The sequence below is a fragment of the Paenibacillus sp. FSL R7-0333 genome, from assembly GCF_038000365.1.
GTDB classification, from domain to species: domain Bacteria; phylum Bacillota; class Bacilli; order Paenibacillales; family Paenibacillaceae; genus Paenibacillus_AQ; species Paenibacillus_AQ silagei.
Window position 1 is genome coordinate 7511809 of the sequence record NZ_JBBOBZ010000001.1, and the last position, 13711, is coordinate 7525519.

Annotated in this window: 12 protein-coding genes and 1 riboswitch; of the genes, 6 read left to right on the forward strand and 6 right to left on the reverse strand. The window is 56.2% G+C overall.

Features of this window, described 5'->3' with window-relative positions; genetic code table 11:
- Positions 1–34: 34 nt before the first annotated feature.
- Positions 35–173, reverse strand: a riboswitch (cyclic di-AMP (ydaO/yuaA leader).
- Between the two features lie 212 nt (positions 174–385).
- Together MKY86_RS32405 and MKY86_RS32410 are read right to left on the reverse strand one after the other, a co-directional pair.
- Positions 386–1219, reverse strand: a complete 834-nt coding sequence (locus MKY86_RS32405) for a hypothetical protein (protein ID WP_083685702.1) — start codon at positions 1217–1219, stop codon at positions 386–388.
- Between the two features lie 9 nt (positions 1220–1228).
- Positions 1229–3244, reverse strand: coding sequence for a M1 family aminopeptidase (locus tag MKY86_RS32410; RefSeq protein ID WP_036724429.1), 2016 nt, complete (start codon positions 3242–3244; stop codon positions 1229–1231).
- Positions 3245–3348: 104 nt separating this feature from the next.
- Here MKY86_RS32410 and MKY86_RS32415 point away from each other — a divergent pair, with 104 nt between their 5' ends.
- Complete coding sequence (locus MKY86_RS32415; protein ID WP_036724431.1) at positions 3349–3855, forward strand: YwhD family protein; 507 nt, start codon at positions 3349–3351, stop codon at positions 3853–3855.
- A 94-nt stretch (positions 3856–3949) separates the two neighbouring features.
- Here the strand turns inward: MKY86_RS32415 and MKY86_RS32420 are convergent, their stop codons facing one another.
- The 3 genes from MKY86_RS32420 to MKY86_RS32430 all read right to left on the reverse strand — a co-directional run bounded on the left by MKY86_RS32420 (position 3950) and on the right by MKY86_RS32430 (position 7549).
- A complete protein-coding gene (locus tag MKY86_RS32420) occupies positions 3950–4432 on the reverse strand; it encodes an AbrB/MazE/SpoVT family DNA-binding domain-containing protein (RefSeq protein ID WP_036724433.1) in 483 nt (160 codons plus the stop codon).
- A gap of 268 nt (positions 4433–4700) precedes the next feature.
- Positions 4701–5378 (reverse strand): DNA-3-methyladenine glycosylase, encoded by a 678-nt coding sequence (locus MKY86_RS32425; protein ID WP_036724434.1) that lies wholly within the window; start codon positions 5376–5378, stop codon positions 4701–4703.
- Between the two features lie 98 nt (positions 5379–5476).
- Entirely contained in the window at positions 5477–7549 is a 2073-nt protein-coding gene (locus MKY86_RS32430) for a transglycosylase domain-containing protein (protein ID WP_076084832.1), read from the reverse strand.
- A 261-nt stretch (positions 7550–7810) separates the two neighbouring features.
- Between MKY86_RS32430 and MKY86_RS32435 the strand changes: the two genes are divergently transcribed.
- The 5 genes from MKY86_RS32435 (at position 7811) to argS (ending at position 12300) form a co-directional block, all read left to right on the forward strand.
- Positions 7811–8668, forward strand: coding sequence for a carbon-nitrogen hydrolase family protein (locus MKY86_RS32435; protein WP_076084835.1), 858 nt, complete (start codon positions 7811–7813; stop codon positions 8666–8668).
- A 15-nt stretch (positions 8669–8683) separates the two neighbouring features.
- A complete protein-coding gene (locus MKY86_RS32440; protein WP_076084838.1) occupies positions 8684–9352 on the forward strand; it encodes a GNAT family N-acetyltransferase in 669 nt (222 codons plus the stop codon).
- A gap of 38 nt (positions 9353–9390) precedes the next feature.
- A complete protein-coding gene (locus tag MKY86_RS32445) occupies positions 9391–10059 on the forward strand; it encodes a GNAT family acetyltransferase (RefSeq protein WP_076084841.1) in 669 nt (222 codons plus the stop codon).
- Between the two features lie 115 nt (positions 10060–10174).
- Positions 10175–10618 (forward strand): DUF1934 domain-containing protein, encoded by a 444-nt coding sequence (locus MKY86_RS32450; RefSeq protein WP_076084844.1) that lies wholly within the window; start codon positions 10175–10177, stop codon positions 10616–10618.
- Entirely contained in the window at positions 10615–12300 is a 1686-nt protein-coding gene (gene argS / locus MKY86_RS32455) for an arginine--tRNA ligase (protein WP_036724447.1), read from the forward strand. Before MKY86_RS32450 ends, argS begins: the two co-directional genes overlap by 4 nt.
- 70 nt (positions 12301–12370) lie before the next feature.
- Here argS and MKY86_RS32460 read toward each other — a convergent pair whose 3' ends face one another.
- The gene (locus tag MKY86_RS32460; protein WP_083685704.1) at positions 12371–13627 is read right to left on the reverse strand and encodes a S8 family serine peptidase; all 1257 of its coding nucleotides are present in this window, start codon (positions 13625–13627) and stop codon (positions 12371–12373) included.
- Between the last annotated feature and the right edge of the window lie 84 nt (positions 13628–13711).

Sequence of the window (13711 nt, forward strand, 5' to 3'; positions counted from 1 at the left end):
TGCATTTTTTCTTGAAATTCTGACTAATCAAAAGATGTACTCCTTCCAGGGCCTGCGAGGTTAGCTTAAGGATTCGGTAGAAGGTTCCCCTATGACCCCTTTAAAGCGAGATCAATTCACCCAAAATATGGTTCCCCCACTTCCCGGTGCAGGGAATTCGGCGTTTTATGCACCAGAACAGTGACTTATCGGTATTGCTTAAATTGCAAGAGTTACGGAATATTTTGCTTGAAAGATTACAACTTTGTTACTACTGGTACAGCCATCATTGTATCAGAGGATTTCCCCTTTTGCAAATGCTTTTGTCCTCTGTTCAAGCAAAAAAGAGTCCCGCTCCCGGATAGAGGGGCTGTGACTCTCTTTAGTATGCCGCTTCAGCAGCTTATTATTGTGGAAATGATTTACTGGACCAGAGGTGGTATTGGGCAGCGATTCCCCACATATCGAACAGCGTGGAGGGCAGCGGAGCTGCCTGGCGGAGCATAAGGGCCGGCAATCCGGGATAGAACAGAGCAGAGGCGCTGCAGAGCAGAATTACGGCCAGGCTTCCCGCCCCCAGAACGATGGATATACCGATCGAAGGCATCAGCATCTTCAGGCAGATCAGCAGTGAGGAGAACATGCCGGTACCGGCGGTATAGCCGAATTGCATATAGAGCAGAAGCTTGCGGACAAGGAAGAGATAGAGCAGCCAGCCCAGCACATAAGGCACCAGCTTCAGCAGAAGCTGGACATCGAGAACGCCGCTGAGCAGATGACGGTACATACGCGGAAGCAGCCAATAGAGCGGCAGGAGGGTTAGCGCCCATTCGATGAGGCTGAACACCAGCACCGGCAGCCCATATTTTCTCATTCCGGGAAAAAAGAACAGTCCCCGCGCTCCGTCGCGCTCCTGGTGAAGCTCGTGCAGCAGCCCTGCACGGATAAAGGGAGTCACCAGCAGCCTTAGCACTGTCAGCGCAAGCAGCATCCACAGCCAGTGCTGGACGGCGGAGTCGGTGCGCAGCGCGGTCTGCCCCTCGATATAATACAGCAGCCTGCCTATTCCGCTGCCGCCGGCATTCGCATCCGGGTAGCGGAGCAGGACGGGGACAACCGCGCTTTTAATGAATTTGTACAGGAAATATCCCCAGAACAGCCGGTAGATAAATAGCAGAATCAATATATAGAATTGCTCTTTCATGCTGATCCAACCGCGGGCAATTGAACTTTTCACCATTCCTTCACCTCACCAGACAAGAGTTCCGAGCAGGGTTTCAAGCAGAGTTGATGCACTAAGCGTCCAGCGGGAGAGTGTACGCGGCTCAAGCTCCGCCATTCTGAAATTATTAAGATGCCTGCTCTCCAGCAGAATGGAATGCCCCGGATCGATCTCTGCGGAGACCAGCGGCGCTTTATACGCTAACTCAAAGGAAGTAGCCTTACCCTCGCCATTCCAGTATTGCTGTACCGTGTACCCGTCTGCGAAGGTGAATTTCACGGGAACATCGGGGTACAGGCTGCCCTTATTGCTTACATCAACCACAGCGCTATAGCGGCTCCCCCCGCCGTCACTGTTGTCCCGTCTGACGGTGAGCCTGATATCGTCAACTGCGAAGTCGGGTGCCCCCCCGCTATAGACATACCGCTCAAAATACGTCTGCCAGGATTGCTTGGTCACTTTCTCCACAACCTTCTGGAAGTCGGCGGTGGTCGGATGCTGGAAGCGGTATTTGCGGGCATAGGCGGCGAGGATGGCGTCCATATTCTTGGTCCCGGCGATGCGTTCGATATCCTTCAGCACCAGCTTGCCCCGGATGTATACATTGCGCGTGTAGGCGTCATCACCGGTGTATTTCCAGGTCTCCAGCTTAAGCGGCTGTGAAGAGGAGACCAGGCTGGACTGCAGCGGGAGGCTTGAGACCACACCGTATTCCTGTTCCATCAGCCGGTCTTCGGCATAAGAGGTGAAGCTCTCATCCAGCCAGGCTTCTTCGAATTCATTGCTGGCCACCAGACCGTAGAAATATTGGTGCCCGATCTCATGGATGATCGTGCGCTCCAGGGAGGTGCCCGGTGAAGTGTCCGTGGCGCCGAAGGCGGTAATCAGGGTCGGATACTCCATGCCTCCGGCCCCGTTGCCGGACTCCGGCGGGACAACAATCGATAAGGTAGAGTAGGGATAAGGGCCGTACCACTTGCTGAATGCCATCAGTGCAGCCTCAGCCGCCTGAAAGTAACGCTCCTGGAGATGCTTATGCAGCGGGTCCAGATAGAGCTTAATCTTCACCCCGGGCACCTGCGGCGCGGAGAAGGCCTTCTCGGCAACCACGAAATCAGGCGATGCCGCCCAGGCGAAGTCGTGGACGTCATCTGCATAGAACTGATAGATCTTGCGCCCCTTCACCACCTTGGCGTCTCTCACCGGGAACCCGGTTGCGGCGACCTTATACTCGGGCGGGACAGAAATCGATACATTGTAAATTCCAAAATCACTGTAGAACTCGGAGTTGCCGTGGTATTGATGCAGGTTCCAGCCTTCTTCCTTGAGTCCTCTTCTGCCGGCAGGCTCATAGACGCTAAGCTTCGGAAACCACTGGCCGGCCATCACGAAGTCGCCAGCGGTTCCCATCCGGGCGAAAATTTTCGGCAGCTTGACTTCGAATTTAAGCCTTACCGTAACGCTCTCGCCGCCGTTCACCGGCTGCGGCAGATGGACCTTGAGCAGTGTTCTGTCATTGACATTGCCGTCGTCCGGCTGCACATATTGGGTGCGCTGCATCAGCGAAATGCCCTCGGAGGTCCGCAAATCTGTCAGGGTAATGCTCCCGTAACCCCCAGCAGGCATGGTGTCACCGCGAAGCGTGCCCCCGGACTCCTTCATGAAGGTGGTGCCGGCGGATGAGAATGCATTGGGATACAGATGAAAGTAGAGCTCCTGGACCGGCTTTGCGCCCGGATGGGTCCAGGTCAGCGTCTCGGAGGCGACCAGGGTCTCCTTATCAGGCAGGAGCTCCACATCCATGTGATATTCAACCACGCGCTGGCTTAAAGCCTCTGTCTCCGATGTGTAGATCGTATCTGAAAGATCGGACTGCACGGGCTGCTGCCGGGGGATAATGGCGGGGGACTTGGCCTCTTTTGGAACAGAGGCAGTCCATACGGCAGGGCTATGCCCTGACAGAAACCATATTCCGCCTCCAAGCAAGGTGAGGACAGCCAGGACTGCGAAGATGAGGGTATACCTTAATGAATGTGGCTTCATACTATGATTCCTCCCGTGACAAGCATCTACGGGATGTATATGTTTGCAATCGCCGCATTATTAGCTAAAATTAAATAATTAGTGAATGGAAAGGATGTGCACATGTGGATAACGTACAACCGGAGGGCAAAAAACAAATTGCCTTGAATATTGTGAACGCCAGAGCCAAGCATAAAGGCTTCGGTGCAGGCTCGATTGATCTGAACAATGTATCGCCTGTCATTATTGATCAGGGCATCGCCGTTATTGATATAGGTGCCATGCATGCCAAGAGCAAAGTGGAGAAGGGAATTAAATTCTCTATGAACCGTGAGGATGTTCCGGCGGGAAGACAGGTTTGGGTCGTATGGGTCGCCGTTGACCGTACCCCGGAGGGACAGTTCTACGGCGGAATTACCGCCTGTGAGATGTGGATTGACACCGAAGCGCGGCGCGGCTGGAAGATTCTTGCGGATCATGTAAATAAGCTGGATGCGGCCTTGAAGCGCAAGCTTATTCTGGATGGACTTGGAAGTGCTGAGCGGGCAGCGCTGAAATCCCTGCTGATGGCCCATAATGAAGAGTGGTGGGCCGCTTCGCCTGAGGAGCTGAAAGCTGCGCTATCGGAATAGAAGATCAGGTTATATGCTTCGCCCAAAAATTAAGGCTTGGCCCCAACGGGGCCAAGCCTTATCTGATGTCTAAGCAGGGATGAATGGATAACGGTTACTGCGGATCTGTTCTGCCGGGAGTGTTCAGCTTGCGCTTGAGTTGGCTGACTCTGGCTTGGCTGATGCCGAGAACCTCGGCAAGCTCCTTCTGGTTGGCATAGGGATGATCTTCGATCGCTTTCATAAGACGCAGACTCATTTCTTCGGTCTTGCTTCTCCGTCCCCCGCGGGCTGGCTCGGGATGCTCTTCTGCTGAACTAGGGGAGGCATGGATGGGTTCTGATCCGCGGTCGGGGTCACTAAGCTCCTTCAGACAGGTGTTGCAAATGAACTGATCCTTATAGTAGGTCACATGATCAAGACTTCTGCAAAAGGTGCATTCTGTGGAGGTGTACTTTCGGAGGACGATGATATCCTCATCCAGTATAAAAAATTCGATAGGATCCCCAATGTCAATATTACGTGTCATGCGGATTTCTACGGGAACCACAATTCTTCCGAGACTGTCTAAGCTTCGGATCATGCCTGTATCTTTCATCCCATGTCCCTCATTTACATCTTTATATTTTTTGTAGATATATATGATTATAGCAGTAATTGTAAGTTTAGAGAACGGGGGAAGCGTATACAAATAGGGGGATTTATTGTCATTTTATAGGAGTGTTTATCATTTTTTGGCGCCTAAGGGTGCGGAGATCAAAATATAGAAGAAAAACCTCTCCGCCTGGAAAGTTCCAAGGGAGAGGCTGATTAGGGTTCTCTTATTAATACCCAATATACCACAGCCGAAACAGCGGTATAGGCCTTTAGACCAGCCTGTGGGGCTGTGCCTGCGGATCGCTGACCGAGACATAAGGATTGCCCTTCAGATAGAAGCGCCAGGGGCGCCCGGCATACTCTTCCGCATAAGGAATATTGATGCGCGGGGCCTCGACAATATCCAGGGACTCCGGGTCATCCCCCTGCTCGATGCTCAGCGGGCCTTCCGGCAGATCGAACCTGGTATTGTTAAGACTCTTGTCAATCCGCAGCGCCCGGCACAGCTTGCCCGGCCCGCCCGAGAGGTCCGAGGGCTTCCTCACGGCAACTCCTCTATATGCCGCCATAAGCTCGGCATCCCTCTCCGTAAGCGGCTCTACTGCCCGGATCAGAACGGCATGCGGCTCGTCCTGAGCGGCAGTTACGACATTCAGGCAATGGTACATGCCGTAGATCAGGTATACATACACTGCGCCTCCGGCGCTAAACATGACCTCCGTCCTGGCGGTCCGCCGGCTGCCATACGCATGGCTGCCTTTATCCTCGGCACCTCCGTAGCTCTCTGTCTCCACAATGCGGCAGCGGATGTTCCCGTCTTCCGTGCGGCGGACCAGATGCTGGCCAAGAAGGCGCGGCGCTGCTTCAACTGCTGCGAGCTTGTAGAGCTCAGGCTGCAACAGCTGTGGCGCGTCCGGCTCAAGGCCAGCGGAGTGATTCGGCTTCATGAATGGATGGCACACCTTCCTGCGGCGGAGTTAGGCGGGCGTACGCCTCTGCCGGTCTCCCCATCGTAACGCAGACAGCGGGGAGCGGCAATCCCAGGTTAGTTCATCCACCAGCGCTTGATATTATTCCAAAGGGAATGCTCTTCCTTGACCGGATCGGCAGGGCCGGAAGGATCGGAGCTTCCGGAAGCACCGGGTTCACCGGAGCTATGCTGGTCACAATATGCGGTAGGCTCTGTGCCGCTGATGAAGGTCTCCAGCTTTTTCTCCGGACAGTCTGCTGTAGCCAGCATGCCGGACAGCGGATCGATATATACGCTGACCACGCCATCGGGAATGGGAAAAATCTTCGGCGGCACATTCTCCAGTGCTTTTTCCGTGAATCCGGCGAAGATCGGTGCTGCCCGCCTGCCGTCGGTGGTCGCAATATCGCGGCCCTTATCGTATCCGACCCAGACGGCGGTTGAGAGCTCAGGCGTGAAGCCTACCATCCATCCGTCGGTATCTGTAGTGCCGGTCTTGCCGGCAACCGGACGCTTGATCATCGAGGCCACCCGGTTCCCGGTGCCTCCGCTCTCGAAGACCCCCTCCATCAGCCGGGTTAACACGTAAGCCGCTGCCGGCTCAACCACGGGCTGACCCTCTGGCTGAGGAGCTTCATATAGAAGATGTCCGCCCGCATCCGTGATCTTCAGGACCGCAGTGACCGGCTGCTTCACTCCGCCATTCGCAATCACTGCGAAGGCTGCGGCCATCTCCAGCGGGCTGACAGGCGAGGTTCCAAGCGCCAGAGAAGGAACGCTCTGCAGCGGGCTGTTAATCCCCATGGCGGCCGCCATAGCGGCGACCTTATCTGCCCCGATCTTCATAATAGTATTCACTGCATAGATATTGTCGGACGCAGCAATGGCCTGCCGCATATTAATCTCTCCCAGATATTTATCCCCGAAATTCCGGGGCTGGTACGTCTTGCGGTTGTTATCATAATGGAACAGCGTCGGCTGGCTGTTGAAGACGGACAAGCCGGTCATTTCTTTGGTCGACAGCGCCGCCAAATACATAATCGGCTTAAAGGAAGAGCCGGGCTGGCGCGTCTTTGCCAGCGCATGGTTGAAGGAGCTGGTCCGGTAATTTGTGCCCCCGACCATAGCCTTCACATAGCCGGTGCGGGGATCAACGGAGACCAGGGCCGTCTCCAGCTCGCTGCTGTGGTCCATGCCTTGATCCACAGCCGCTTCCGCAGCCTGCTGCATATCCGGGTCAAGCGTTGTATAGACATTCAGCCCGCCCCGGTCCAGCTCGTCACTGCTGATATGCAGGCTGTCGATCACCAGACTGCGCACATAATCGCGGAAATAGGGTGCAGCCACCGTGGTATCCTTTTGACCCTGCGGGCTCAGCTTCAGCTGCTCCTTAGCGGCCTCCTGTGCCTGCGACTCCGTAATATCCCCCGTCTCGACCATGGCAGCCAGGATAATGCCTTGACGCTTCAAGGCGCTGTCCAGATGATTATAAGGAGAATAATAGGTGGGTCCCTTGGGCACTCCGGCCAGCAGGGCGCTCTCCGCCAGATCCAGATCTGCGGCAGCTTTGCCGAAATACATCCGGGCCGCAGCCTCGATTCCGTAAGCGCCGTGTCCGTAGTAGATTTCATTTAAATACATATTCAGAATTTCATCCTTAGAGTATTTCATTTCCAGCTGCAGAGTGTATAGCGCTTCCTTGGCCTTGCGGGTCCAGGTCTTCTCATGGGTCAGGTACAGATTGCGCGCGAGCTGCTGGGTTAAGGTGCTGGCCCCTTGCGTGCGTCTGCCCGCCTCCAGATTGGCGAGCACCGCTCTCCCCATGCCTTTCAGATCAAAGCCGATATGATTATAGAATTTCCGGTCCTCCACAGCCAGCGTGGCCTTGATGAGCAGCGGGGAGATCCGGTTAAGCTCAACAGGCTCGCGTCTGCGGCCGTCTGTGGTGAAGGTGGTCATCACATTGCCCCTGGCGTCAAGCAGTCTGGAGCGGACATCATCCCCGAGCGGGGGGAGCGGCTTCTGATATAGGTATCCAAGCAGAGCGCCGGCTGCCAGCAGGAACAGCAGGGCGGAGACAGCCAGCAGCCGAAAGAGCAGGCGGAAGCGGCGTTTGCGGACTTTGGGTGTGGCAGAATCGCGCGTCATGGTATCAGGCTCCTTCGAATTCAAGCAATAACACAGGCTGTCCCCATGAGGGCTGCCGCTGCTTGTATTCCTCATTATGGGAAAGGATGAGAGGAGATATTCACCATTGGCAGAGAAAGCGGAACTTGCCCGACCCGGCGGGGAACTTGGGAGTGTCCTTTAAAAGGACGGCAAAGCCGTTTCTACTTGTGAACGGTTATGGTAAAATTTTAGATACTTATGAAAATGCATGTAACTATCATGCCCGGGAGGACTGCCGCCATGGCTTTTCGCGTATCTGCTGTACAATATCATCTGCATACCATCTCTTCCTTCGGGGAGTTTGCTGCCGAGTGTGAGCACTATATCAAGACGGCCGGAGAGTACGGCGCCGAATTTATCCTCTTCCCTGAATTTCTTACGACACAGCTGATGTCGATCGGAGGCGAGGACGGGGAGGCGCTGGGGATAGAGGATCTGCCGCAGTTCACAGACCGTTACCTGGAGATGTTCTCCGGGTACGCTGGGAAGTATGCGGTACATATTATTGGGGGGACCCATGTGCTGCGGCGCGGCGGCAAGCTGTATAATGTAGCCCATCTTTTTTACCCGGATGGAAGAATTGCCGAACAGGCCAAGCTGCATATTACCCCTGCTGAGGTAGAGGGCTGGAATATGGGGGCCGGTGAGGAGCTTCAGGTATTCCAGACAGACCATGGAACCATTGCCATGCTGACCTGCTATGACATTGAATTCCCTGAGATTGTGCGCATGGCCCGGGCCAAGGGTGCAGATGTGATCTTCTGCCCGTCCTGCACGGATGACCGCCACGGCTTCCACCGGGTAAGGTATACGAGCCACGCCCGGGCTATCGAGAATCAAGTCTACGTGGTGCTGACCGGCACCGTAGGCTCACTGCCTACGGTTGATCTGATGCGGGCCAACTTCGGCCAGGCGGCGGTTATCACACCCAATGACATTCCGTTCCCTCCGCAGGGTCTGCTGGCCGAAGGAGAGATCAACAACGATATGATCATCACCGCCGATCTGGATCTGGAGCTGCTGTACCGCGTCCGGGAACACGGGTCTGTAACCACGTGGCGTGACCGCCGCACCGATCTGTACACCGACTGGACGTAAGGGGGAGACTAACGGATGTATTATAAGAAGTTCTACGCTCTGGACGGCAAGACGCCGGTGCCTGCGGTGATCCGTTCCTATACGGAAGCTGACTTCACCGAGCTGATCACGATTCAGTCCGAGGCGTTCCCGCCGCCTTATCCTGCGGAGCTGTGGTGGAACCGGGAGCAGCTGCTGAATCACGTGACACTTTTTCCGGAAGGGGCCTTATGTGTAGAGGTGGCCGGGGAGCTGGCCGGATCGGTTACCGGATTCCTGATGAATTTCGACCCGGAGGCGCAGGCGCATCATCATACGTGGTCAGAGGTTACGGCAGACGGTTATCTCACTACGCATCAGCCGGGCGGGAACACGCTGTATATCGCGGATTTGTGTGTCCGTCCCGGATACCGCAAGCTGGGTCTGGGCAAGGAGCTGGTCCAGTCGTTATACCATGTGGTCGTGGAACAGAAGCTGGAGCGGCTGCTGGGAGCGGGCCGGATGCCGGGCTATCACCGGGTGGCCGGGCAGATGACAGCGGAAGAGTATCTGGCCGGGGTTATCGCCGGAAGCTGGTCTGATCCGGTGATTACTTTTCTGCTGCGGTGCGGCCGGTCTCCCGTTCGTGTGGTCGCAGGTTATCTGGAGGACGAGGAATCAGGGAATTACGCAGCGCTGATGGAATGGCGGAATCCTTTTCAATAAATGAATACAGCCTATCACTTGGAGGAGATCCCTTGACTATGGATTATAGAAGAATTACAGATATTGCCGACCCGTTGTTCAGAGAGGTGCATCAGCTGCTGTCGGATGTATTTCCGCCCGAGGAAGTGCTGGAGTACAGCTTGTGGAAGGAGCCGCTTGCCGATCCGGGAATACGCGTGTTCGCTGCGGTGCATGAAGGGAAGGTTGTAGGCACTACGGAATACCGTTACTATGCCGACTGGAATGTAGCGATGACCGATTTCACCATCATTGGCCGGGAAGGGCTGGGCATTGGCCGTTTTCTGGCGCGTCAACGCTTGAAGGACCTGGAGAAGCTGGCGGCTGAGAATCACACGGAGCTGCTGGGGATGTTCGCTGAGATCTATGATCCGTACCGTGTGGGGTATGATTTTGGCGGAATTAAGCCGATGGACCCGTACGTCCGCCGTGAAGTTCTGTCGCATTTGGGCTATAAAAGAATAGATATTCCCTATGTCCACCCTTCCTGGCAGGGAGATGGCGAGGCGGTGTCCGGTCTGGACCTCTGTTTCATGCCCGGAGATGAGGAGCTGGAGAGCATCGCGGCGCCGCTGGTGGCCGATTTCCTGACCCGTTATTACGCCGTGCTGGAGAGCAAGCCGGAAGCCTGGACATCGATGATCAGCCAGCTTCGCGGCAGGGAGAGTGTGGCGTTATTGCCGCTGTGAGGGCCAGGGCAGATGAAAAAGCGATTGAAATGCCCTCCTGATCTGGATATAGTGTACAATGGGAAAGCGAATATGACCTCTATGATTACAAGTACGAATAAGCGGGGAACATGTGATGACTGAAGGACCGCAAGGCAAATACGGCGTTTCGGTAACGCTGGAGAGTGTGCAGGGCACAGAGCGCAGTGTGGTACATGCTGCAGGAGAGGCTATTGCCAAGGGGCAGTCGCTGTACATCATTTATGAAGAGCAGCAGACCGCACCCGAAGGCGCAGCAGTTGTGGTACGCAACACACTGAAGATTTCAGAGGGCAGAATCAAGCTGATCCGCCATGGCGCTGTCCAGTCGGAGCAGTCTTTTGAGCCGGGGCAACCGCTGCCCGGATTCTACCGCTCGCCTTATACACAGTTCAATCTCACCACAGACACGAAGACACTGGACATCAAGCGCGAAGGAAGATCGCTTGCCGTTTCATGGGAATATGATCTCTACGTATACGGGGAAATATCAGGACAGTTCGCTATAAGTTTGAATATACAGGAGGAACCACAATCATGACACAATCTTTAAATCCGCTCCAGCTTGCCCATGAACGGGTGAAGGAGGCCATCGCCGATGCGGTCGTAGCCGCAGGTCTGGTGTCCCGCGAAGAGCTGCCGGCCATTGTGCTGGAAGTGCCGAAGGACAAGGCCCATGGAGATATGGCTACGAATGCTGCGATGCAGCTGACCAAGATCGCTAAGCGTAACCCCCGGCAGATCGCCGAGGCGATTATAGAGCATCTGGATACGGGCCGCGCTTCTATTGAGAAGGCGGAGATTGCCGGACCGGGCTTCATTAACTTCACTTTGTCCAAAAGCTATCTCTACCCCGTGATCGCACTTGTGGCCGAGCAGGGTGACGGTTATGGCCGTGTGAACATAGGCCAGGGCAAGCGTGTAGAAATGGAGTTCGTCAGCGCGAACCCTACCGGCAGCCTTCATCTGGGACATGCCCGCGGGGCTGCGGTCGGCGATGCCCTGTGCAACGTGCTGGATTATGCCGGTTACAACGTGACCCGGGAATACTACATTAATGATGCCGGCAACCAGGTCGCCAATCTGTGCAAATCCATCGAGACCCGGTACCTGCAGGAGCTGGGCCAGCCGGCCGAGATGCCGGAGGACGGTTATCATGGAGAGGATATCAAGGGCTTCGCCAAGGAGCTGGTGGCGGAGAAGGGCGATTCCCTACTGGCTATGACACCGGGCGACCGGGCGGCATTCTTCCGTACCTACGGGCTTGCCAAGGAGCTGGACAAAATCAAACGCGACCTCAGCCGGTTCCGGGTTAACTTCGATATCTGGTTCAGTGAAACCTCCCTCTATGAGAACGGAGAAGTGCTGCGTTCACTGGATGAGCTCCGCGAGCGCGGAGAAGTCTATGAGAAGGAAGGCGCCACCTGGCTTGCGACCACCAAATACGGGGATGATAAAGACCGCGTGCTGATCAAGAACGATGGCACGTATACGTACCTCACACCGGATATCGCTTATCACAGCGACAAATACGGCCGCGGCTACGATACGATGATCAACATCTGGGGAGCTGACCACCACGGCTACATTCCACGGATGAAGGCGGCTATGGCGGCGCTCGGCAATGATCCCGAGAAGCTCGTGGTGCTGATCGCCCAGATGGTCAGCCTGTTCCAGGACGGCGAGAAGGTCAAGATGTCCAAGCGTACCGGCAAAGCCGTAACGATGGAAGACCTGATGGAGGAAGTCGGAATCGACGCGATCCGTTACTTCTTCACCATGCGCAGCATGGATTCGCATCTGGACTTTGACATGGATCTGGCGATTTCGACATCCAATGAGAACCCTGTTTTCTATGTACAGTACGCACATGCGCGGATTTGCAGCATATTCCGCCAAGCGGAGGAGCAGGGGATTGTAGTGCCGGATGCAGCCCAGATTGATTACAGCAAGCTGACTGCCGTACATGAATATGATCTGCTCCGCAAAATCGGTGAACTGCCTGCAGAGATTACCATTGCCGCCGAAGGCTATGCGCCGCACCGCCTGGTCCGTTATGTATACGACCTGGCTTCGCTGTTCCACAGCTACTACAAGGCAGAGCGCGTAATCACTGAGGATGCTGCTCAGACGGTAGCCCGCCTTGCCCTGCTGGGCGCTGCACGGACGGCCATTGCCAATGTCCTGCGGCTGGTTGGTGTTACCGCACCGGACCGGATGTAACTATACTTGGAAAGCGCCGCCCCTATTTTCTGAGGGGCGGCGCTTTTTGGTCTTGTCATGCCGCTGTACCTTACGCCTTTGCCGCCGCAGCGGCCTTCGCCCCGCTGCTGCTTCCGCCGCCAGCGGAGCTGCCACCGGCTCCGCTGCCGCCAGCTCCGCTGCTGGCACTGCCGCTGCCGCGCCGGGCCCGGATGCCTACGCGCAGCAGCCGCAGCGCATCGACCGCGCCGCCGCCCAGCGATGCGCGGCGCTGGCCCTTACGCAGCCGCACCGGCGAGGCGGTGCGGCGCAAGAGCAGCTTCAGCTCGCGGGGCGACAGCCCCGGCCGCAGCGCGAGCAGCAGGGCCGCGGCACCGGTGACATGCGAGGTCGCCATAGAGGTGCCGCTCATTTCCTTGTACCCCTCCCGCAGCCAGCAGGAGGGGATGCCCTCGCCCGGACCGTACACATCGATGTACGGTCCGCGGTTGCTGAAGGCTGCGACACGCTGCCTTCTGTCAAGGGCGCCTACGGCAATCGTCTCCGGATAGCGCGCGGGGTAATCCCCGCCGCGCTTGCCGTCGTTGCCGGAGGAAGCGATGATGGCAATCCCGGCCCGGTAGGCCTTGATCACCACATCATGCAGAGCCTTGCTCCGGTTCCTCATCCCGAAGCTCATGTTAATGATATCGATTTTGTTCTGTACGCACCAATCGATGCCAAGGACAATATCCGACACATAAGCGGAGCCGTTGTGGTCGAAGGCCTTGACCGGATAGAGCAGCGCCCGGGGGGCTACGCCCATCATGTTGCGCGCACCCCCGGCCGCCGCCAGGGTGCCGGCAATATGCGTACCGTGGCCGTTGTCATCCAGCGGCATCATGCCGCGGTTCAGCAGGTTGACCCCGGAGGCCAGAGAATGCCGGAGATCGGGGTGGCGGAAATCGACGCCCGTATCGATGACGCCGATCTTCACATGGACGCCGGTCGATTTGGACCAGGCCTGCGGAGCACGGATGGCCCTGATCCCCCAGGGCATCAGGGCGGAACCGCTTTTGTCCGCCAAGGGCGAGTGAACCTTAATCCGGTGGTCTTCTTCTATACTGAGGGAATCTGCATAACGGTCCATCAGCCGCTCTGCTCCGGCGGCGGGCACGAAAAAAGCCCGGATCAGCGTAGAGACCTGAACCTGCCGCAGGCCAGGCTTTTTACTCTTCAGAGATTTCCACTGCGACAAGGCGCCGGCATACATGCGGGGGTCGTTGAAGGTCACAATGTGCCGTGGTGCACTTTTGGAGGCAGCCTTCATTTCTTCAAGCAGCATCTGCCAAAATCCGTAATAATCCATAGGTTACGCCGTCCCCTCCTCGGTGCCGTGCTGCCATATTGTATGAAAGGGGGATGGCGTCCGAATGGGAACTTGCCCTTTTTT